The organism is Acinetobacter sp. ANC 4862 (genome assembly GCF_004336635.1).
Classification (GTDB): domain Bacteria; phylum Pseudomonadota; class Gammaproteobacteria; order Pseudomonadales; family Moraxellaceae; genus Acinetobacter.
The window spans coordinates 54,700-76,951 of the sequence record NZ_SJXH01000003.1 but is presented as its reverse complement, the minus strand read 5'-3'; the positions used below and the strand labels follow the sequence as shown (position 1 = coordinate 76,951).

Sequence of the window (22,252 nt, the reverse complement as noted above, 5' to 3'; positions counted from 1 at the left end):
GCAACTTTTTATAAATTTCCTGCATGACTTTTTAAACATGAGAAAATCATGCAGTTTTGTTTTAAGCACACTTTGTTTGCCAATAGGCATTGGCATAGTTCGATGGATTATTACGGTTTAATACCTGACTGATGTTACGGCTGGCCTGCATTAAGGCATCCAAGTTGATACCGGTTTCAAAACCCATCTTGGACAATAAATAGTACAAGTCTTCCGTTGCTACATTGCCCGAAGCACCTTTGGCATAGGGGCAGCCACCTAAACCGGCAATCGAAGAATCAAATATCCGAATGCCTTGATTAAGCGATTGATAGATATTGGCAATCGCCATGCCGTAAGTATTATGAAAATGACCGGCTAAAACCTGGCTGTCTAATTCGGCAAGGCAAGCTTCCCACACTTTTTTAACCCGATTCGGGGTAGCAGTGCCAATAGTTTCTCCTAAGGACACTTCATAACAGCCCATATCCAGTAAGCGTTTACTGACTTTGGCGACTTGCTGCGGATCAATCGCACCTTCATAAGGGCAATCGACCATACAGGAAACATAACCGCGAACCTTGATATCATTGGCTTTGGCTGCTGCCATCACATCGGCAAACTTTTCAAAGCTTTCATCAATGGAACAGTTGATGTTCTTACGGGTAAAACTTTCAGAAGCTGCGGTAAACACCGCAACCTCTTTACATCCCACAGTCAATGCAGACTCAAAACCTTTCAAATTCGGTGTCAGCAAGCTGAATTGAATATTGGGATCTTGCGGCAATTGGGCAAACAGTGCATCACTGTCTGCCATTTGCGGCACCCACTTTGCCGAAACACAGGAACCGATTTCAATCGCCTGCAAACCGGTTTTCATTAAATCCAGAATCAGGTTTTTTCGATCATCCAGGGTGAGGGGTGTTTTTTCATTTTGCAGACCATCGCGTGGCCCGACCTCTACAATTTTGACGAAATCAGTCATGCGACTTCCTCCACCAGTACCTGAAATTCCACAAGTTCATCACCGGCTTTGACCTGGTCACCGGCTTGGAAATAGGAAGCTGCGACAATGCCGTCATGCGGTGCACGAATTGAATATTCCATTTTCATGGCTTCAAGGGTCATCAGCACATCATCTTTTTTCACCTGATCATTGGCGGCAACCAGAACTTGAGTAATCACGCCTGGCATCGGTGCTTTTAAATTGCCTTCAGTACTTTGTGCATCCTCAGAACTGAATTTCTGATTCAGATAACTAAACTTATGGCTTTGACCATTTTTGAAAATGGTCAGGCCGTGTGCATTTTGACTAAACGCAATTTTGTCTTGTTTGCCATTAATGTTGAAATGTGCAGTATTGCTATTTAAAAGCTGTCCAGAAATATGGAATTTTTCACCTAGATATTCAGCCACAAAACCTTCTTTTTCAGCGCTTAAATTGACTTGAACAAGCGCTTCATCGAGTTTCAACTTAATGGCATAGCTTGGGCTGATATTCACGCGCCATAGTGTTTCACTTTGCCAAACCGGATTGCTGGCTGGTTTATTTTTGCTAAAACGCAACAATAATTCGGTCAATGCCGTCGCCACAACCAGCTCAGGTTGCAGTGATTGAATATTTTTAAACAAAAATTCATCTTCACGCTGAATCAGGTTGGTATCCAGTTTGGCATTTTTAAAAGAGTCACAGCGAATGATGCGGTCCAGGAAGGCAATATTGTTACCCAAACCATCGACATGGAACTGTCCTAAAGCATGATGCATTTGCAATAAAGCGGCTTCACGATTTTCGCCCCAGACAATCAGTTTGGCAATCATCGGATCGTAATAGCTGCTGATTTCATCGCCTTGAACAATACCGCTATCAACCCGGACATGCTGGTTCTGTTCAGGGTAGTGTAAATAGCTGATTTGCCCAATCGCAGGAATAAAGCCTTTTTCAGGTTCTTCTGCATAGACGCGGGCTTCGATGGCATGACCATGAATTTTCAACTGATCTTGCTGTTTCGGTAATGGCTCGCCAAAGGCAACACGCAATTGCCATTCCACCAGATCAACGCCGGTGATCATTTCAGTGACTGGATGTTCAACTTGTAGACGGGTGTTCATTTCCATGAAATACGCGGTGCCGTCTTGCTCCACAATAAACTCGACCGTACCGGCACCGATATAATCAACCGCACGCGCGGCATCAATAGCAGCCTGGCGCATGGCATCGAGTTTATCTTGTGAAACCAATGGGGCAGGCGCTTCTTCAAGCACTTTTTGATGACGGCGCTGTACCGAGCAATCCCGTTCAAATAAATGCACATAGTTGCCGTGTGAGTCGCCAAATACCTGTACTTCAATATGACGCGGATTAATCACATAACGCTCAATCAGAACTTCATCATTACCGAAGCTGGATTTAGCTTCGCTTTTACAAGAAGCCAGTGAACCTAAGAAATCTTCACTGCGTTCAACCAGACGCATGCCTTTACCGCCACCGCCAGCGCTGGCTTTAATTAGCACCGGATAGCCAATCATATCGGCCTGTTGTTTTAAAAAATCGGCATCTTGATTGGTGCCGTGATAACCCGGTGTAAGCGGAACACCGGCTTTTTCCATCAAGGCTTTAGACGTCGCTTTTAAACCCATGGCCAAAATGGCTGCTACCGGTGGACCAATAAAAGTGATGTTATTGGCTTGGCAGGCTTCGGCAAACTGGTCATTTTCCGACAAGAAACCGTAGCCCGGGTGAATGGCTTGTGCACCAGTTTTTACAGCTGCCTGAATAATGCGATCAATCTGTAAATAGCTTTGTGCCGCCGGTGATTCGCCAATATAGATTGCTTCATCGGCAAGTTTGACGTGTTGCGATTGTGCATCGGCATCGGAATAGACAGCCACCGTTGCGATTCCAAGTTTTTTTGCGCTACGAATCACACGGCAGGCGATTTCACCACGGTTGGCAATTAAGATTTTTTCAAACATTGTATGATCCTTATTATTGTTGTGCTGTAGAGATAATCCAGGAAGGACTTTGCTTATCTAAAAAAGCACTCAAGCCATTTTTCGCCTCTGATCCCTGGCGTACGTGAGCAATATGTTGCGCTGTTTGCAGCAGTAATTCTTCAGTTAGAACCTGTTGATCGACCAGTTGAATCAGTTGTTTGGATGCTGTCTGTGCTTCAGGCCCACCCAAGAGCAAGGCTTGAACAATTTCATCAATCTTGTCATCTAACTCATCCGCAGGAGTGACTTCATGCACTAAACCGATAGTCTTGGCTTGTTCAGCTGTAATCCGTTCTGCGGTTAAGAAATAGCGCGAAGCCTGACGGGCACCAATGGCACGAATCACATAAGGGCTAATAGTCGAAGGTGCTAGACCTAGACGAACTTCCGAGGTGGCAAACTTGGCATCTGTACTGGCAATACAGATATCACATGCTGAAGCCAGACCCATACCGCCGCCAAAGGCAATACCGTGTACCCGGGCAATGGTTGGCTGTTTTAAAGTCGCCAAACTTTGCAACATTTTCGCCAGTTTCAGCGCATCAGCTTGATTTTCCACTTGCGAAGCTTGTCCCGCCTGTTTCATCCAGTTCAGGTCGGCGCCGGCCGAGAAGCTCTTGCCTCGACCCGCCAAAATCACCACACGTACATCATCACGGTTATTTAAAGACTGAAAGCAGGCGTGCAGTTCTTCAATCACTTGGGTGTTAAAGGCATTGTGCAATTCAGCGCGGTTAATCCACACCGTAGCGACCTGATTCTGTTGTTCGAATTGTAAAAATTGATAGCTCATTATTTTTACCCCTTACATGCGGAATACGCCAAATTTGGTTGGTAAAATTGGTGCATTTAAAGCAGCTGCCAAACTTAAGCCCAAGACCTGACGCGTTTGCGCAGGATCAATCACACCATCATCCCAAAGACGCGCTGAAGCATAATAAGGATGACCTTGGCGCTCGTATTGATCACGAATCGGTTGTTTAAATTGATCTTCCTGTTCGGCTGACCAAGTTTCACCTTTTTGTTCAATCTGGTCGCGTTTTAAGGTAGACAATACGCTTGAAGCTTGCTCACCGCCCATCACCGAAATACGTGAGTTTGGCCAAGTCCACAGGAAACGTGGAGAATAGGCACGACCACACATGCCATAGTTACCGGCACCAAATGAACCACCAATCACCAAAGTCAGTTTAGGTACATTGGCGTTGGCAACCGCCATCACCAGTTTGGCGCCATTTTTTGCAATGCCTTCATTTTCATACTGGCGACCGACCATAAAACCGGTAATGTTCTGAATAAAGAGTAGGGGAATATTGCGCTGGGTGCACAGTTCAATGAAATGCGCACCTTTTTGTGCAGATTCTGAAAATAGAATGCCGTTATTGGCAATGATGCCGACTTTCATGCCAAAAAGTTCAGCGAAGCCTGTGATCAGCGTGGTACCAAAACGGGCTTTAAATTCATCAAAACGTGAACCATCGACAATACGGGCAATCACTTCACGCACATCAAAAGGCTTACGCGCATCACTTGGTACAATGCCGTACAACTCATCTGCATTAAATAATGGTGCTTCAATTTCATCTGCGGTTTTATTGGTTTTTTTATTTAAGTTCGCCACAATATTGCGGGCAATCGCAATCGCATGTTCATCATTTTCAGCCAGATGATCAGCAACCCCAGAAAGACGGGTATGCACATCACCACCACCCAAGTCCTCAGAACTGACCACTTCACCGGTCGCGGCTTTCACCAATGGCGGGCCACCCAAGAAAATCGTGCCTTGATTACGCACGATAATGGTTTCGTCCGACATGGCAGGCACATAAGCACCCCCTGCGGTACAGCTACCCATCACTACCGCAATCTGCGCGATGCCTTGGCTCGACATACGGGCTTGATTATAGAAAATACGACCGAAGTGATCACGATCCGGGAACACCTCATCCTGCATCGGTAAATAAGCACCACCTGAATCAACCAGATAAATACACGGTAAATGGTTTTGTTCTGCAATCTCTTGGGCACGTAAATGTTTCTTCACCGTCAGCGGGTAGTAGGTTCCACCTTTTACCGTGGCATCATTCGCCACAATCATGCAGGTCACGCCATTCACCTGACCAATTCCGGCAATCACACCGGCAGCAGGTACATCATCGGGATAGACGTTATAAGCTGCCAATTGCCCAATTTCTAAAAAGGCAGTTCCGGCATCAATCAGATGATCAACCCGTTCACGCGGTAACAGTTTGCCACGAGCCAAATGTTTTTCACGGGCTTTTTCGCCGCCGCCTAAAGCAATCTGCTGCGCTTTTTGTTTCAAATCATCAACCAAAATCTGCATGGCAGCCTGGTTGGTTTTAAAATCTTCGCTTCGAATATTAATTTTGCTTTGTAATATATTCATTCTCGAACTTCCTTGTTATTCAGTGTGCTTATAAATCGTGATTTAAGCTGTTTCATTAAACAGTTCGCGACCAATCAGCATGCGACGGATTTCAGAAGTTCCCGCACCAATTTCATAAAGTTTGGCATCGCGCCATAAACGACCCGCTGCAAATTCATTGATATAACCATTGCCACCTAAGGTTTGAATGGTTTCACCTGCCATCCAGGTGGCTTTTTCAGCAGCATATAAAATGGCACTTGCTGCATCTTTACGTAAGCTACGGCTATGTTCAGCCTTGTCACATTCAGCACCCACGGCATAAACCAGCGCTTTACATGCCAGCCAGGTGGAGTACATATCGGCAATTTTGCCTTGCATCAACTGGAATTCACCCAGTGCCTGACCAAACTGTTTACGGTCATGAATATAAGGAATCACCGTGTCTAGACAGGCATCCATAATGCCCAGTGGACCTGCACTTAAAACTGCACGTTCATAGTCCAAACCACTCATTAAAACCTTGGTGCCGTTACCCACGCCACCCAGCACATTTTCTTTCGGCACTTCAACATTGTCGAAGAAAAGCGGGTAGGTGTTTGAACCGCGCATCCCCAATTTATCCAGATGAGTGCCATGGCTAAAACCTGGCATGCCTTTTTCAACCAGAAAAGCCGTCATGCCTTTAGAGCCGGCTTGAAGATCAGTTTTGGCATACACCACCAATACGTCAGCGTCGCCACCATTGGTAATCCACATTTTTGAACCATTGAGCAGGTAATGATCGCCTTTGTCTTCGGCTTTTAATTTCATGCTCACCACATCCGAACCGGCATTAGGCTCCGACATTGCCAGGGCACCGACAAAATCACCGGAAACCAGTTTAGGTAAATACTTTTGTTTTTGTTCTTCGCTACCATTTCGCTTAATTTGGTTTACACATAAGTTAGAATGTGCCCCGTAGGACAAGCCAATCGATGCTGATGCGCGGGAAATTTCTTGCATGGCAATAATATGGGCCAAATAACCCAGGTTAGTACCACCGTATTCTTCACTTACAGTCAGGCCAAGCAGACCCATATCACCAAATTTTTTCCAAAGGTGAGCAGGGAACTCATTGTCTTGGTCAACTTGCTGAGCAATCGGTGCAATCTCCTTTGCACAGAATGCTGCGATTGAATCTTGTAAGGCAACTAGCGTTTCATCCAAACCGAAATTTAAGCTTTGTAGATTCATTTCTTCATTCATCCTGATGGTTATATTTTTTGTTCCAAAAAGCATTTTTGTTGTGCTTGATTTTTACAATACAACTATTTTTCAAAAAAGTGAATATAAATTCACAAAATGATTTACAATTCATTTTATCTGGTTGAGAATAAGATTATGAGTTATAAAAGATCATCATTGATGCAGGAACGAATGGATCAAAATCGTCAAACGATTTTGCAGTCTGCTCGTGAACTGATTGCTCAAGGGGGATTTAAAGATGCACAAATTCAGGCGATTGCGGAGCGTGCTGGCGTTTCCAGTGGTCTGGTTTATCGTTATTTCGATAATAAAAGCCAAGTGTTAATTGAAGTATTGTCGGATGCAATTCAGCATGAAATTCAAATTTTGAATAACATTGCTGCAAGTGATCTGCCCGTCGCTGAAAAATTACATAAGGCAGTATCAACTTTCGTTAAACGTGCATTGAATAGTCCCCAGCTTGCGTATTCGCTGATGTTTGAACCTGTCGATCCTTCGATAGAACATGAGCGTTTTCGTAGTAAGCAACTGATTAAACAAAGCATTAATGAAATACTTGCCGAAGGTAAAATCAATGGTGAGTTTGGATTTGAAGATTTAAATACCGCAGCGCTGTGCGTGGTTGGCGCAATGACTTTTGTGGTGATTGAACCGTTGAATCCTTCTAAAAATGTCAGGTTTGATCAGGCCTATAAGGACTATTTTGTCAAACAGATTGCCGATTTTTGTGTAAGTGGAGTTTGCTTAAAGGAGGGTGCTTGATCAGTTAAACACAAAAAAATAAGGTTGTTTGGGAAAGTTGTCTGAGTCAAAACAATTAAAGTGAAAGAATCATAATTACAAAGAATCAAGGAGAGTGATTCAATGACACAAGTACGGTTAAGTTATGCCTATGGAACAAGCAGTCAGCCTTTACTTGGGATGACCATTGGTGAAAAGTTTGATCAGGCCTGCCAGCAATATGCTGAACAAGATGCTGTGGTCAGCGTGTATCAAAATGTACGCTTAAGCTATAAACAGCTACAGGATCAAGTCAATGCATTTGCTTGCAGCCTGCTTCAATTAGGCTTGGAAAAGGGCGATCGAATCGCGATTTGGTCACCAAATTGTGTGGAATGGACCATTACACAATTTGCAGCCTTTAAAGCCGGTATGATTTTAGTCAATTTGAATCCAGCGTATAAAAGCAGTGAACTTGAATATGTGCTGAATAAAGTATCCTGCAAGGCCTTGGTCATTGCAGCACAATTTAAAACCAGTAATTATCAGGACATCTTGACGAAAATTGCCCCTGAAATTACCCAATCGACAGATAAACAGCTTTCTGCAAAACGCCTGCCGCATTTAAAGCACATTATTAAAATTGACCATGAGCAGCATACCGGTATTCACCGTTTTGCTGATTTATTGCCAGAACCCACGGCTGCACAGTTAGATCAGTTACACGCGATTGCCGCTGATTTACAGTTTGATGAAACCATTAATATTCAATTTACGTCTGGTACTACGGGTAATCCGAAAGGAACCATGTTGACGCACAATAATATTTTGAATAATGGCTATTTTGTCGGTGAAGCGATTCATTTAACCCCACAGGATCGGGTCTGTATTTCGGTTCCCTTATTCCATTGTTTTGGCATGGTGATGGGGAACTTGGCCTGTATTACGCATGGTTCAACCATGGTTTATCCATCGGCTGTGTTTAATCCGCTCGACACTTTAAAAACTATCCAGCAAGAAAAATGTACCGCGGCGTATGGCGTTCCGACCATGTTTATTGCCATGCTTGAACATGAACAATTTGATGAATTTGACCTGAGCAGCTTACGTACTGGCATCATGGCGGGCAGCCCGTGTCCACGTGAAATTATGCAGCGTGTGATTGACCGTATGCATATGTCAGAAATTACGATCTGTTATGGTATGACTGAAACAGCGCCTGTGAGTGCACAAAGTTCAACAGCAGATTCTGTGGAACGTCGTGTCGGTACGGTTGGCCGGGTTCATCCACATCTTGAAATCAAAATTGTCGATGAAAATGGCAAAGTTGTCCCGCGTGGAAACCTCGGTGAACTTTGTGTACGCGGCTATTCAGTCATGCTCGGTTATTGGGAAGACAATGACAAAACCCAGGAAGTCATTGATGTTGCCAAGTGGATGCATACTGGTGATATTGCAGAAATGGACGAAGAAGGCTTTGTTAAAATTAAAGGCCGGATTAAGGATATGGTCATTCGTGGCGGTGAAAACCTGTTCCCGAAAGAAATTGAAGATTTCCTGTATACCCATCCTGATGTTTCGGATGTACAAGTCATTGGTTTACCGGATGCCAGATATGGTGAAGAACTCTGCGCTTGTATTATTCTGCATGAGCATCATCAGGTAAATGAAGAAGCGATTCGTAAGTATTGTGCAGAGCATATTTCTCACAATAAAGTACCGCGATATGTCCGCTTCTTTACTGAATTTCCAATGACCGCTTCAGGCAAGGCGCAAAAATTCAAATTACAGGAATTGATGCGTCAGGAACTGAATTTACTGGAAGATATTGCTTAATATTGATTCAATATGGGCTAGCACCATCTGCATACCTCCCGATATTATTAAATAATGGGAGGAGCAGACATAGTAATCCTCCCATAAAAAAGCGACTTTAATCAGTCGCTTTTTTTTGATACATCAATCAGGATTAGTTCATACGAATCCAGGTTTGGCTACGTCCTAAAACAGAAATACCAATATAGCCACGACCTGCTAAGGTTTTACCATCATTGGATAATTTGACCCTAAAGCTATAAGTTTTACCATTTTTAGGGTCGGTAATTTTTCCGCCATCATAAACATTCTTTGCAGTCTTTTTCAGACCTGAAACAATCTGCAAACCTTCAATTGGTTTGTTATGGAATTTACCTGCACATTTCGTGCATTTTTTACCTTCAGTACCGTCTAGTACATCTAAAATTTTTGCAGAAAGGACACCGTTCGAGGTTTCAGAAAATTGAACAATCGATAATGGCTTTTTGGTTTCATCATCGATGGTTTTCCATTTAGTGCCATGTAATGGATCAGAAGCTAAAGCAAGGCTAGACACTAGAGATAGTCCTAATACGCTTAGAGTTGTTTTTATCATCATTAGACCTCAACTGATTTGAGTAAGTTTTTTCTTTAAAATGAATAGAAGTTTTGTATTACACATTCCAGACTTCTACTCGGAAAAGAAGAAGATATGTTCAATGAGAATTATTATAAAAAAAATAGTCGTTATTATGGATTTTTTATATATTTATGTTTGTAGTCTTTGCCAAGATAAAGTGAGCAGTAAATAGAGCCTTGGCATTGAATCCTATATTCACTGTCTTATATTTAATTAAAATCTGGCTCATATCATCAAATATTTTCTTCATATTACAGTTACGATTGATCCAGTCTCTAAGAAAATCACTCATGCAAGTTGGGGGTGATTTTTTTAACAGTGATTGATGTATAAACAAGAAATTAAAAACTCATTGCAAGGTTGGTTTTTTTATAACTAAATGTGAACAATCAGCTAACAAATGCAGTGAATATTTTTGAAATTCTTCGGGTGTATATTATTGAATGAATATGCTTGCTGGAGCAATGAAAAATGAAAAGTGCCGCTAATTTTCAGATGTTACAGCAAGTTTATAATTTTATAGCAGAGCAACCAAATTTTAAAACTAAGGCGGAGCTCGATCTATTATTGGAATTTTTTTCAGAAATACAGCAGGATCAAAAAACAGGGGTCAGGCTTGATTCACCTTCTAAAATTATCGGTAAATTTGGGAGTCGACAAATAATCAATATTAATTTAGCGCCTCCGATAAGGCATAAAAACGAGTTTCTGACATGGGTATATAAACAATTACATCGCTAATGATCTGATTTATTTTAGCAATACCACCCTTCATATGTGCACATAATAAGAGGAAGCTTACTTAATAAAAGGGCTTATTGATTTTCCAAAATTGATAAAAATGCTTCAATAAAGTTTGGTCGTTTTTTTCGGTGACTTTGACCAACTTTTATCACCTCAAAGGTCAAATCTTCAAGTTTTAATTTTTCACTTTCTATTTTTAGTTTTTGATGAGTGGATTGTAAGCCTTTCACCCAATCCTCAAGCACCTCTATAGACATGTCTTTTTTAATATTTAGACTTTGAGTAGCTGTTTTAAAATGACTTGTAGTTGTACTATCTTTAAAAGATACTTCTATACGATGATCTATGCTCTCAAATAGGTCATGCTTAATAATAAATTCGAATTTTCCACTTGCCGGTTTTATAGCACTTATATAAATGTTTTTAAAAGCTTGCGTATATCTTTTATTCTTTGCATCATGGATTTCTGAAATCCATCCTTGAGATTCCAAGAATTTATCCATCTCAATAAATATTAAATTTGTGACTTTTTCTTCAATTTTATTCGCTAACTCTTTAAGTTCATGACTTGTTGCAACCAGCTTATTTTCCAATTTAGATCGATAAGATTGCTCACCATCATGTTGTATTGATTTGGCAAATATTGCTTACAAGCGCTGTTCAGGTGTCATGGTTTCTACTCACTTTTAATTAATAAAAGCCTCATCAATTATAATGTGGCTCACTTCATATATTTTAAGTCAGCATGGAAAAATAGGACTCAATCCTAAAATCGAGTAGAGGATTGGGAGTTTTACTTCGATTTTTCGTTTCGTACAAATCATTGGATGTCTATTGCAAATAGATGATTAAAAATAGCGCTATAGAATTGATTGCGCTTTATTTTTGTAGGTAAATGCTTACAAGAAAACAAGTAATTGTCGCTATAATTTAGCTTAAATATATGTAATTATTCATTTAATAAATTCCATCATGTATAGATGGAAATCGCATAATAATAATTATAAACACATAACTTACCTTCTTATAAGGTAAGTTATGAAGAGGAAGCAACAGATCTAAGCCTTATAGTTTTGGGAGAGACTATAAGGCTTTATTTTTTTTAAATATTTTTATTCTCTACTGAAAAAATGAATTCAACCTGGATACTTTCAATTCTGCATCATCATCTGTCAATTACTTATATTTATTCCATTTCTATGGTGTAGCGCTCGTTCCATTTTAGTGCTCATAGAATAGAAAGCGCCGACCATTTAATCGTTAACATTTATAATGATCATTTATTTAAGTGTGTATAGTCACAGTTGGCACATTATTTGAATAACACATTCTGACTTTACAAGAAAATGCCTTAAAAAGGGTCGGAGAATAAATGATGATGCAACAAAAATTGATTTCTAAAAGTTTACTTACTGCTGCATTACTGGCAAGTATTACACTTGCAGGATGCTCAAAACCTGCTGAAAAAAATGAAGCAACTCAGCCTGAAGCAAAAGCAGCTGCAACAAGTGGCGATACGATCAAAGTCGGTATTTTACATTCCCTTTCAGGCACGATGGCAATTTCTGAAACATCGTTAAAAGATACCGCTTTAATGGCGATCAATGAAATTAATGCAAATGGGGGGGTCTTGGGTAAAAAACTGGAAGCTGTCGTGGTTGACCCTGCTTCCGATTGGCCTTTGTTTGCAGAACGTGCACGTCAGTTAATCACTCAAGATAAAGTGGCAGTGATTTTTGGTGCGTGGACTTCAGTATCGCGTAAATCCGTACTTCCAGTAGTTGAAGAATTAAATGGCTTAATGTTCTATCCAGTTCAATATGAAGGACAAGAACAATCAAAAAATATTTTCTACACCGGTGCTGCCCCAAATCAACAAGCAATTCCCGCAGTTGAATATCTTATGAGCGAAGAGGGTGGTAACGCTAAGCGTTTTGTATTGTTAGGTACAGACTATGTTTACCCACGAACCACCAACAAAATCTTGCGTGCATTCTTAAAATCCAAAGGTATTGCCGAAGCCGATATTATGGAAGAGTACACACCCTTCGGTCACAGCAACTATCAAACCATTGTGGGTAATGTGAAGAAATTTGCTGCCGGTAAAAAGACTGCAGTCATTTCCACAATCAATGGCGATTCAAATGTACCCTTTTACCGTGAATTGGGTAACCAAGGTATAAAAGCTTCGGATATTCCTGTTATGGCATTTTCAGTGGGTGAGGAGGAACTCCGCGGCATTGATACCAAGCCTTTAGTGGGACATTTGGCGGCATGGAACTATTTCATGACCGTGAAAAATCCGGTTAATACTAAATTTATTGATAAATACAAACAATTTGCAGTGGAGTACAAGCTCCCCAATGCAGCGAAGGTTGTAACCAATGATCCAATGGAAGCGACCTATGTCGGTATTAACATGTGGAAGCAAGCGGTAGAAAAAGCGGGGACTACAGATGTAGATAAAGTGCGTGAAGCAATGGCGGGGCAAACTTTTGCGGCTCCATCGGGTTATACCTTAAAAATGGATGAAACCAATCATCATTTACATAAGCCGGTCATGATTGGTGAGATTCGTGGTGATGGTCAGTTTGATATCGTTTACAAAACACCGAATGCTATAAAAGCGGAGCCATGGAGCCCGTATATTCCTAAATAAGTTTTCCCTAAGCCTGTTGCAGGTGCAGCAGGCTTTTTTGATTTATTTTTCCCTCATGGGATTAACACTTAATAGGGAGGCTTAGCATGATTTATCGAATAAATTACCCTACTATTCTATTCATTATTATTCAATTTTTTTTCCTGCAAAATTTGAATGCAGAGACGCCAAATTCTTCTTCAGCAGAAAATTCTCAAGTCATTACTCAGACTGAAAACATGCATAAGGCAGTTGCCTCATCGGGTGATGCGATCCAACAATTTGTCCATGCGAGATTTTCTGAACGTCGCAATATGTTAAACCAATGGCCAGCCAGCATTGAAGAGCTCGATCGTTTGGTTGCCTATGTAAATAATAATGAACTGTATACAGATGGTTCTGGACAAACCTATATTTTAAAAAATGATGAAAAGTTATTCAGCTATCCAAATGAACAAGTCATAGAGACTTGGCCATCAGATTTATCTCAAGTCACCTTGGTGAACACCTTGCGTAAGGCCTTGAGCTTTGGACAAGCCAAAGTAAGATTACAGTCTGAAGATGCTTCTCAGCGTTTAGAAGCTATTGATATTTTGGAAAATAATTTATCCGAATTAGATACAGCAATGGTAAATGCGCTGTATTTAAATGAAACGAATAACAAGGTTAAAGCCCGATTAGAACAACTCAAAGCACGTTTGGACTATAGCAGTACCGATGTATTGGTCAAGATCCAAGCGGTAAAAGTACTCAAACAATCGAATCGTCCCGATGTACTGGCTTTGGTTGAGCAAGAACTCCAACAACCGAATTTAAATCCAGAATTAAAAGCGGCATTAGTGGATGCTAAAAGCAGTATAAAAACCCGACTTCAAGCCAGTGAATGGACAGGACATGTCTTTTCAGGTTTGAGCACAGCCAGTATTTTATTGTTGGCTGCCTTAGGTTTAGCCATTACATACGGTTTGCTCGGTGTCATCAATATGGCGCATGGCGAACTGATCATGATTGGTGCATATACCACCTATGTGGTGCAAAGCCTGTTCAAGACCCATTTTTCAGGATATGTCGACTGGTACTTAATTGCTGCAATTCCTGCAGCATTTGTGGTCAGTGCATTGATTGGCATGTTGATTGAAAGAACCGTGATTCGTCCCTTATATGGTCGGCAACTTGAAACCTTATTGGCAACTTTTGGTGTCAGCCTGATTCTTATGCAATTGGTGCGTATGATTTTTGGTGCACAAAATGTCGAAGTCTCCAATATTTCATGGCTTTCAGGGGGCATTTCAATCACCCCAAGCCTGATGCTGCCTTATAACCGCATCGCCATTATCGTCTTTACTGTGGCAGTTTTTCTGTTTTTGGTTTATCTACTGAATAAAACACGTTTTGGTTTATTCGTTCGTGCTGTAACTCAAAACCGTCAAATGGCACGTGCCGTGGGAATTCGTTCAAGCCGTATCGACATGCTGGCTTTTGGTTTGGGTTCAGGTTTAGCAGGCCTGGCAGGTTGTGCTTTGGCGCAAGTCGGTAACGTTGGCCCTGACTTGGGTCAAAACTACATTATTGATGCTTTTCTTGTTGTTGTCATCGGTGGTGTAGGACAAGTCTGGGGGGCAGTTCTTGCAGCACTCGGTTTAGGGATCAGCGGTACAGTACTTGAGATTGGAATGGGAGCTGTGCTTGCAAAAATTATTTTACTGGTTCTTGTGATTTTGTTTATTCAAAAACGCCCACAAGGTTTATTCGCCATTAAAGGTCGATTTGTGGAGTAAGCACTATGAAAATCACATCTTTCCTATCCGATAAACCTTATAGCGCAGTGGCCATTGCGGTGTGTTTTGCCATCATGCTGATTTTACCCTGGTTTCATTTATTGCCAAGCGATTCAAGTCTGCATCTTTCTGCTTATTGGGTGACCCTCATTGGCAAAATCATGTGTTTGGCCCTGGTGGCTTTAGCGCTTGATTTGGTGTGGGGTTATGCCGGCATTTTAAGTCTTGGACATGGTTTGTACTTTGCCCTCGGCGGTTATGCCTTTGGCATGTACCTGATGCGTGAATCCGCAGGGGACGGTTTACCTGACTTTATGCGCTTTTTAAGCTGGACGGAACTGCCGTGGTATTGGGTGGGAACAGACCATATTTTATGGTCACTCAGCTTGGTGATTTTAGTTCCGGGACTTATCGCTTTTATCTTCGGATATTTCGCTTTCCGTTCAAAAATCAAAGGCGTGTATTTCTCCATCATCACCCAGGCCATGACTTTCGCAGCCGCATTGTTGTTCTTCCGCAATGAAACCGGCTTTGGCGGGAACAATGGTTTTACCGGTTTTAAAACCATTTTAGGTATGGATATTACCTCTACTTCAATGCGTGCAAGCTTATGCTTTATCACCGCTTTAGTATTGTTACTGTGTTTTATCGGCTTACGTCATTTAATGAATAAACCTTATGGACGTGTATTGGGGGCAATTCGAGATAGCGAGAACCGATTGCAATATTTAGGTTATCGTACCCTTTGGTACAAGCTGTCTGCATGGGTACTTTCTGCAGTCATTGCGGGCATTGCAGGAGCGCTTTATGTCCCACAGGCGGGGATTATTAACCCCAGTGAAATGAATCCGGTGAATTCTATTGAAATGGCTGTGTGGGTTGCGGCAGGTGGCCGGGGAACTTTAATTGGACCCATTCTAGGTGCAGGTTTAATTAATGGCGTGAAGACCTATTTCACTGTGGCATATCCAGAAGCGTGGTTGCTGATTTTAGGAGCACTCTTCATTGTGGTGACGATTTTCCTCCCCAAAGGGGTGATTGGCATGTTCGACCGCTTTAAAAAGGAGAAAAACTAAATGTCAGATTTAGGATTAAACGCACAACAACATGGCGGTCAACTGGGCGAAGGCTATGGACGTTTAAAAGAAGCAGGACCTGACTTTAGCCATGGCATCGCTTTATATTTAGAAAAAGTCAGTGTTTGGTTCGATGCATTTCGTGCCTTAAACGATTTGTCGCTTTACATCAAGGAAGGTGAGTTACGTTGCATCATCGGTCCAAATGGGGCAGGTAAAACCACACTCATGGATGTGATTACCGGGAAGACGCGCCCAACGGAAGGCACAGCATTTTTCGGTCAAAACTATGACCTCGCGAAAATGAGTACCGAAGAAATTGCTGAAGCAGGGATTGGACGTAAATTTCAAAAACCCACCGTGTTTGAAAATTTCACCGTGATGGAAAACCTGTTGCTTGCCGCACCTAAAAATAAACAGGTAAAGAAAAGTTTTTTCAGCAGGCTAGAGCCAGATGCTCAACTTGCTTTGGAACAGTCACTCGAGCAAATTCGTTTAAAAGAATTCATTAACAAACCTGCCGGCTTATTGTCTCATGGTCAAAAGCAATGGTTGGAAATTGGCATGTTATTGATGCAACGTCCAAAACTGATTTTGCTAGATGAACCCGTGGCAGGAATGACTGATGCCGAAACGGAACGAACTGCTGAACTTTGTCTGGAACTCAAAAAAAACCATACCTTGATTGTAGTGGAGCATGACATGAGTTTCATTAATAGCATCAGCGAAAAAGTGACGGTATTGGCTCAAGGGGCAATTTTAGCGGAAGGTACATTGGCAGAAGTTCAAGCCAATGAAGATGTGATTGAAAAATATTTAGGACGTTAAGGAGTAGACCATGTTAGAAGTCAAAGACGTCAATCAGTTTTATGGCGGCAGTCATATTTTACGTGACGTATCCTTGCAAGCCCCTATAGGCGAATGTTCGGTTGTCCTTGGACGCAATGGAGTAGGAAAAACCACTTTATTGAAATGTTTGATGGGCATCTTGCCAATCAAATCGGGACAGATCCTGCTAGATGGAAAAGATATTTCAAAAATGAGTCCTGAACAACGTGTTCGTGCTGGCTTGGCATATGTCCCACAAGGACGGGATATTTTTTCGACCTTGACTGTGGAAGAAAATATCCTGATTGGGATGGCTAAATTTTCAGGCGCTAAAACCAAGAAAGTGCCTGAGCATCTTTATGAAATTTTCCCCATCTTGGATGAAATGAAACATCGCCGTGGTGGAGATTTATCGGGTGGTCAACAACAGCAGCTTGCGATTGCACGTGCGCTCGCTTCTGAACCGCGTGTATTGATTTTAGATGAACCGACTGAAGGCATTCAGCCATCGATTATTAAAGATATTGGCAAGGTGATTCGTAAACTTGCGGATGGTGGGGAAATGGCGATTGTTTTAGTTGAGCAATTCTATGACTTCGCTGAAGAACTCGCGGATGGCTATACGGTCATGGCACGTGGGCAAGTGATTGCTCATGGTGTGGGAAGTGAAATGCCTGAGAAAGGAATTAAAGATTTGGTGGCGATTTAGCCTTCTACTAAAGCCAAAAATAACCTCCAATTTGTATGGAAAAATTTAATTATTTTTTGTCAGTTTTAACTGACAGAAATTCAAGTCTATCTCTTATATTTTGCAAATAGACTATTATTTATGATCAAGACATCAGGAACAGGATGTTCCGGAACAAAAAACAAAAAATTATAAGTTTTAAGATCAGGGAAGTAAGGCAGCGCAAAGAGATAAAAAATCCCAACAGTCATGTTGGGATTTTTTATTGTGTATTGATTCTGCTATTTCAGCTTAAATAACTCATGCGGATTGATTTAAATACTTTTAAAAACCTCAATTGCCCGAATTCGGGTTTGTTTCAAATCCGCAATCGGTTTGGGATAATTTAAAGCCAAATTAGAATTTTTGGCATAAGGCTCATGGATGGTTTTGGCATCCAAATGGGCCAGTTCAGGAACCCATTGGCGAATATAGTCACCATTCGCATCAAACTTTTGCGACTGGTTGATGGGGTTAAATATACGGAAATAGGGCACTGAATCCGTGCCGGTAGAAGCACACCATTGCCACCCGCCATTATTTGCTGCCAAATCACCATCAATTAAATGTTGCATAAACCATTGTTCACCCAATCGCCAGTCAATCAGCAGGTTTTTGGTCAGGAACATGGCTGTGATCATGCGAACACGGTTATGCATCCAGCCCGTTGCCAATAATTGGCGCATCCCTGCATCTACAATCGGAATACCAGTTTGCCCTTGCTGCCAGGCAGCCAAGTCTTCAGGTGCGTCACGCCATTGGATTTTTTGTGTATCTGCCTTAAAGGGCTGATGTTTAGACACCTGCGGAAAATCAAATAAGATATGTTGATAAAACTCGCGCCATAATAATTCATCTAGCCAGGTTTGCTGGCCTAAATGTTCTATATGGAAATGTCCATGCTGTCGATGAAATAAGGCCTGAATACATTGACGGATAGAAATCATGCCTAAATTTAAATAGGGTGATAATTGGCTGGTTGAGTCCAGATGAGGAAAGTCTCTCTCATTCTCATAGTGAATTACTTTATCACTGATAAAATCATCCAATAAAGTTAGGGCATATTCTTCACTGACGGGCCAACGATCCTGTAATTTTATCGAAGGATGATCTGGATATAATTCTGCAAAAGTACAAACCGGCTCATCCTCGAGAGAGTCAAGTTGAAGATCAGCCTGTACTTCAATTTGAGGATAACACTGCGGTAAACTCACACTGAGTCGTTCATAGCAATTTTTCTTGAATGCGCTGAAAACCTGATAAGGTTGATGACTCTTATTGCGAATACTGCCCACAGGAAATAAAGTGCGGTCATGATACAGCTCAAGTGATTTATTATATTTATCAAGGAGCTTTTGAAGCTGGGCATCGCGCTTTAACTCATTTACACCCAGTTCAATATTGGCATGTATGCTATTGATATTGAGTTGCTGTGCAAGCTGCAAAATGCCTTGCGGAACATCTTTCCAAAAAGGAATATGCCGAATCATTAAGGGAATATTCAGCGTTTTTAGCTGTGTTTTAAGCGCCTGAAGCTGTCTTAAATAAAAATCTATTTTAACAGCGGCGTCACTGTGTAAAGCCCATTGTTCAGGTGAGATGATGACCAATGCAATGCAGGATCCCGCTTGTGTGGCATGCCAAAGAGCTGCATGGTCTTGAATGCGTAAATCCTGTCGAAACCAAATGAATTGCATGGATGTATAATGTCTCGAGAAGATTATTGGTTATGATTCTATGCAATATTGAGGCATAAAAAAAGCATGAACATCAAGTCCATGCTTCAAATGATCTATTATGAAAATTACTTTTGAATCTGTTTTGATCACATCACTCAAGTCATATCCAATGTATTTATGGCGATTGGTTTATTTTTCGCGCCAATATTGATCAGATTCACTATTTTGAGAACGGTTTTGATTTTCTAAATTGGTCGCCATTATTTAACTCCTGATTTTTTTGAACCCGCATGGGAGAGTACTATTCAACACTTTCCCCAGCTGAAAATTTTAAATCTGATCGTTAATACAATATTTATTGCTGCTGATCATCATTTACATGTTTTAAAGGCTGATTAGGATTTTGTTGCTGTTGCTGTTGCTGTTGCTGTTGCTGTTGCTGTTGCTGTTGCTGTTGCTGTTGCTGTTGCTGTTCTTGCTGTTCTTGCTGTTCTTGCTGTTCTTGCTGTTCTTGCTGTTCTTGCGGGTTTTGCTGGTTGGGTTGACGTTGAGGATTATTTTGTTGCTGCTGCTGACCTTGATTTTCATTTTGCTGTTGTGGTTGATTTGGATTATTGCGGCTACTCTTATTTTGATCTTGCTGGTTATTTACATTACTCATTTTACACCTCAATATAATATATTAGTGGTTTCCAAAATCTGTATAAACCAGATATAATTATTAGCATGAATTTTAGATTGAAAAACCCAAGAAATGTTACATGGTGTTTAGTATTTAATAAATTTTATTTTAAAACAAGGTGTATGGTGGAAATGTATTAATAAATTACATAGAAAAGGAATAGTTAGTTAAAATTAATAAACACTAAAAAATTAATTGTTTTGAATGATTTTAATTAAACTATTAGAGATATAATTAATCAGTTTTTTTAATTTTTCTTCCTTTTTCCCTTTGCAAAAGCAACGATAACTATATATTTTATTATTATACAAAATCGAATAAAAAAATGTTCCGACTGGCTTATCCTTAGTTTCTGAACCACCCTGTTTGAGCAACCCAGTACATCCAACATAGATATCTGATTTAAATATTTTTTTTGATTTTTTAATTAGTTCTTCTGTAATTTTAGAAGATTCAGGTGTGTATTCCTTAATCATTTTTGATGGAATTTTTAAAACATTTTCCTTTATTTTTAAATCATAACAAACCAGTCCACCATTTAAAATTTCACCCGAAAATGGACTAAGGGAAAAGCGGTAAGCCAAGTAACCTGCAGAAGCACTTTCAATAAAAGTAATATTAAGTTTATTTTTGGCTATTAATTTACAGCATTTAGTAATAGACATATCTATAACTTTATTTGGAATTAATCCTATTATTTTAAGGAGGTATTTGGATATTAACAATATCTTTTTTAGCTGTGTTTTATTAAAATTTTTGGATTTATATGTGTTAAGTTATTGAATTTTATAAATAGATAAAAATTAATTAAACATAACTTAAACGAATAATAACAATTTGAATCTTTCACCGTGTCATATTAGTAAATTAGGTTTATAGCAGACTTACCGCGTGGAGAATAAAAATGCCAGTAGCAGTAAAAGAAAAATTGCTAGATTTACTTGATAACAACCAGCAAAGTTATTGCGATTTAGTGAGTTTTTTTCTAGATTCAAATATTTCTACACCCGATAAGGAACGAAAAGCATCTATTTTTTTAAAAAAAGAAATTCACACCCTCAATTCGAGTCATTCCAATTTTCCTTCCAGTTTAGGTGAAATTCATCAATGGATTGTGAATAACAATAAAATTCAATGTCATGAATATCAATTATACAAAGAAAGAAGAAATAGCGGAGCAGAGCGTGAATATTTTAAAAATGTGGGGCAAGCATTTGAATTTTTAATTAAAGTTGCTCCGGTAAAGCGAGTAGACGGTTCATGGTTATATAGCATAGTCCAATACTGGAATGACCCGGTTTTCAGAGACTTAATCCAGATTTATATTGAAGAATTAGGATTAGGACGGGCTAAATCGAATCATGTTTGTTTATTTGATGATTTACTTTTTAATTTAGGCTTAGAACATTTCGTATTAGAACTAGAAGATGAATATTATCATCATCCTGCAATTCAATTAGCACTTGCATACGCTCCACCAGAATTCATTCCAGAAATTATTGGTTTTAATTTGGGATATGAGCAACTTCCATTACATCTTCTGATTACCAATTACGAGCTTAAAGAATTAGGCATAAATTCCCAATATTTTAATCTGCATATCACCATAGACAATATGGATAATGGTCATGCAAATTTATCTATTAAAGCACTTGAGAAAATTTATAGTAAATTCAAGGATAAAAATTCCTTTATGAATAAAGTAAAGGCGGGTTTTGCTTTAAATAATAAAGGATTGAGTTCATTACAGATTATTAAAAACCTCAATTTAGAAGCTTTGGTAGTTAAAACTCTTAAGCGTAAAGCTTTAGTGGGGAATGTGATTCATAGCGATAAATGTAAATTGAATTCTAAATCTATAAATGAGTGGCTTTCGACTCCTAATTTAGTCGAAGAATTTGTAGAACTCTTGATTGAGAAACAATGGATCAAGATGGATCAAGACCCTGAAGAAAGTCGCTTCTGGCAGTTGATTAGTCATGAAGAGGGAAAAATGTATGGTGTCTTTAATTCGACAGAAAAGCAGATTATTTATGATTGGATTGCAGGAGAGCATTCTAAAAAATTTAATTTAAATACGCAGAAAATCAATCCTGCTGATAAAAATGATTTTATGTTCAGTTACTTGTCTGACGGAGAGTTGGAGGAGATTCAACATCAGATTTCAGCAACAGGCAATCTCGCGATGAAGATGAATAAATTGTTTCCTTACCTAGCACCTCATGCCCACCACAGTGAAATTGGACTTTGGTGTACTCAACGTTTTGTCAATTTTCTTTTTCCATTTTTGAGCGATAAAAATTCATCACCCTATTAGCTGAATATCGATAAAAGGT

The 22,252-nt window shown here is 40.1% G+C and carries 19 protein-coding genes; 9 read left to right on the top strand and 10 right to left on the bottom strand.

From position 1 onward, the window contains the following. Positions 1 to 61: 61 nt before the first annotated feature. Genes E0409_RS02160 through E0409_RS02140 form a run of 5 tightly spaced genes read right to left on the bottom strand, consistent with a single transcriptional unit; the run spans position 62 to position 6,598 of the window. Positions 62 to 964: a hydroxymethylglutaryl-CoA lyase gene (locus E0409_RS02160; protein ID WP_131287136.1), complete on the bottom strand. Its 903-nt coding sequence runs from the start codon at positions 962 to 964 to the stop codon at positions 62 to 64. After that, positions 961 to 2,955: an acetyl/propionyl/methylcrotonyl-CoA carboxylase subunit alpha gene (locus E0409_RS02155; RefSeq protein WP_131287134.1), complete on the bottom strand. Its 1,995-nt coding sequence runs from the start codon at positions 2,953 to 2,955 to the stop codon at positions 961 to 963. Before E0409_RS02155 ends, E0409_RS02160 begins: the two co-directional genes overlap by 4 nt. A gap of 13 nt (positions 2,956 to 2,968) precedes the next feature. Continuing rightward, positions 2,969 to 3,769: an enoyl-CoA hydratase/isomerase family protein gene (locus tag E0409_RS02150; protein WP_131287132.1), complete on the bottom strand. Its 801-nt coding sequence runs from the start codon at positions 3,767 to 3,769 to the stop codon at positions 2,969 to 2,971. A 12-nt stretch (positions 3,770 to 3,781) separates the two neighbouring features. After that, positions 3,782 to 5,383 carry a carboxyl transferase domain-containing protein gene (locus tag E0409_RS02145; protein WP_131287130.1) on the bottom strand — a complete coding sequence of 534 codons (1,602 nt, stop codon included), beginning with the start codon at positions 5,381 to 5,383 and terminating at the stop codon, positions 3,782 to 3,784. A gap of 42 nt (positions 5,384 to 5,425) precedes the next feature. Further along, positions 5,426 to 6,598: an isovaleryl-CoA dehydrogenase gene (locus tag E0409_RS02140; protein ID WP_131287128.1), complete on the bottom strand. Its 1,173-nt coding sequence runs from the start codon at positions 6,596 to 6,598 to the stop codon at positions 5,426 to 5,428. A 147-nt stretch (positions 6,599 to 6,745) separates the two neighbouring features. Here E0409_RS02140 and E0409_RS02135 point away from each other — a divergent pair, with 147 nt between their 5' ends. Next, positions 6,746 to 7,372, top strand: coding sequence for a TetR/AcrR family transcriptional regulator (locus E0409_RS02135; protein WP_131287126.1), 627 nt, complete (start codon positions 6,746 to 6,748; stop codon positions 7,370 to 7,372). Positions 7,373 to 7,474: 102 nt separating this feature from the next. Next, a complete protein-coding gene (locus E0409_RS02130) occupies positions 7,475 to 9,166 on the top strand; it encodes an AMP-binding protein (protein WP_131287124.1) in 1,692 nt (563 codons plus the stop codon). Positions 9,167 to 9,299: 133 nt separating this feature from the next. Here E0409_RS02130 and E0409_RS02125 read toward each other — a convergent pair whose 3' ends face one another. Further along, the gene (locus E0409_RS02125) at positions 9,300 to 9,701 is read right to left on the bottom strand and encodes a DUF2147 domain-containing protein (RefSeq protein ID WP_502699780.1); all 402 of its coding nucleotides are present in this window, start codon (positions 9,699 to 9,701) and stop codon (positions 9,300 to 9,302) included. Positions 9,702 to 10,235: 534 nt separating this feature from the next. Here E0409_RS02125 and E0409_RS02120 point away from each other — a divergent pair. After that, a complete protein-coding gene (locus E0409_RS02120) occupies positions 10,236 to 10,505 on the top strand; it encodes a hypothetical protein (RefSeq protein ID WP_131287122.1) in 270 nt (89 codons plus the stop codon). Between the two features lie 74 nt (positions 10,506 to 10,579). On the opposite strand, the gene E0409_RS02115 is transcribed toward E0409_RS02120, so the two are convergent. After that, positions 10,580 to 11,101 (bottom strand): hypothetical protein, encoded by a 522-nt coding sequence (locus tag E0409_RS02115; RefSeq protein WP_131287120.1) that lies wholly within the window; start codon positions 11,099 to 11,101, stop codon positions 10,580 to 10,582. A 785-nt stretch (positions 11,102 to 11,886) separates the two neighbouring features. Here E0409_RS02115 and urtA point away from each other — a divergent pair. The 5 genes from urtA (at position 11,887) to urtE (ending at position 17,537) form a co-directional block, all read left to right on the top strand. Then, positions 11,887 to 13,167, top strand: coding sequence for an urea ABC transporter substrate-binding protein (urtA, locus tag E0409_RS02110; protein WP_131287326.1), 1,281 nt, complete (start codon positions 11,887 to 11,889; stop codon positions 13,165 to 13,167). 86 nt (positions 13,168 to 13,253) lie between these two features. Next, positions 13,254 to 14,924: an urea ABC transporter permease subunit UrtB gene (urtB, locus tag E0409_RS02105; RefSeq protein ID WP_131287118.1), complete on the top strand. Its 1,671-nt coding sequence runs from the start codon at positions 13,254 to 13,256 to the stop codon at positions 14,922 to 14,924. A gap of 5 nt (positions 14,925 to 14,929) precedes the next feature. Beyond that, complete coding sequence (gene urtC, locus E0409_RS02100; RefSeq protein ID WP_131287116.1) at positions 14,930 to 16,000, top strand: urea ABC transporter permease subunit UrtC; 1,071 nt, start codon at positions 14,930 to 14,932, stop codon at positions 15,998 to 16,000. Beyond that, complete coding sequence (gene urtD / locus E0409_RS02095) at positions 16,001 to 16,828, top strand: urea ABC transporter ATP-binding protein UrtD (RefSeq protein ID WP_131287114.1); 828 nt, start codon at positions 16,001 to 16,003, stop codon at positions 16,826 to 16,828. A 10-nt stretch (positions 16,829 to 16,838) separates the two neighbouring features. After that, positions 16,839 to 17,537: an urea ABC transporter ATP-binding subunit UrtE gene (gene urtE, locus E0409_RS02090; RefSeq protein WP_131287112.1), complete on the top strand. Its 699-nt coding sequence runs from the start codon at positions 16,839 to 16,841 to the stop codon at positions 17,535 to 17,537. Positions 17,538 to 17,830: 293 nt separating this feature from the next. On the opposite strand, the gene E0409_RS02085 is transcribed toward urtE, so the two are convergent. The 3 genes from E0409_RS02085 to E0409_RS02075 all read right to left on the bottom strand — a co-directional run bounded on the left by E0409_RS02085 (position 17,831) and on the right by E0409_RS02075 (position 20,581). Beyond that, positions 17,831 to 19,252, bottom strand: a complete 1,422-nt coding sequence (locus E0409_RS02085) for a cryptochrome/photolyase family protein (protein ID WP_131287110.1) — start codon at positions 19,250 to 19,252, stop codon at positions 17,831 to 17,833. Positions 19,253 to 19,589: 337 nt separating this feature from the next. Continuing rightward, positions 19,590 to 19,895, bottom strand: coding sequence for a hypothetical protein (locus E0409_RS16450; RefSeq protein ID WP_165541288.1), 306 nt, complete (start codon positions 19,893 to 19,895; stop codon positions 19,590 to 19,592). A 212-nt stretch (positions 19,896 to 20,107) separates the two neighbouring features. Then, on the bottom strand, positions 20,108 to 20,581 hold the full coding sequence (locus E0409_RS02075; protein ID WP_131287108.1) for a CinA family protein: 474 nt from the start codon (positions 20,579 to 20,581) through the stop codon (positions 20,108 to 20,110). A gap of 239 nt (positions 20,582 to 20,820) precedes the next feature. Here E0409_RS02075 and E0409_RS02070 point away from each other — a divergent pair, with 239 nt between their 5' ends. Next, on the top strand, positions 20,821 to 22,233 hold the full coding sequence (locus E0409_RS02070) for an iron-containing redox enzyme family protein (protein WP_131287106.1): 1,413 nt from the start codon (positions 20,821 to 20,823) through the stop codon (positions 22,231 to 22,233). Positions 22,234 to 22,252: the final 19 nt, after the last annotated feature.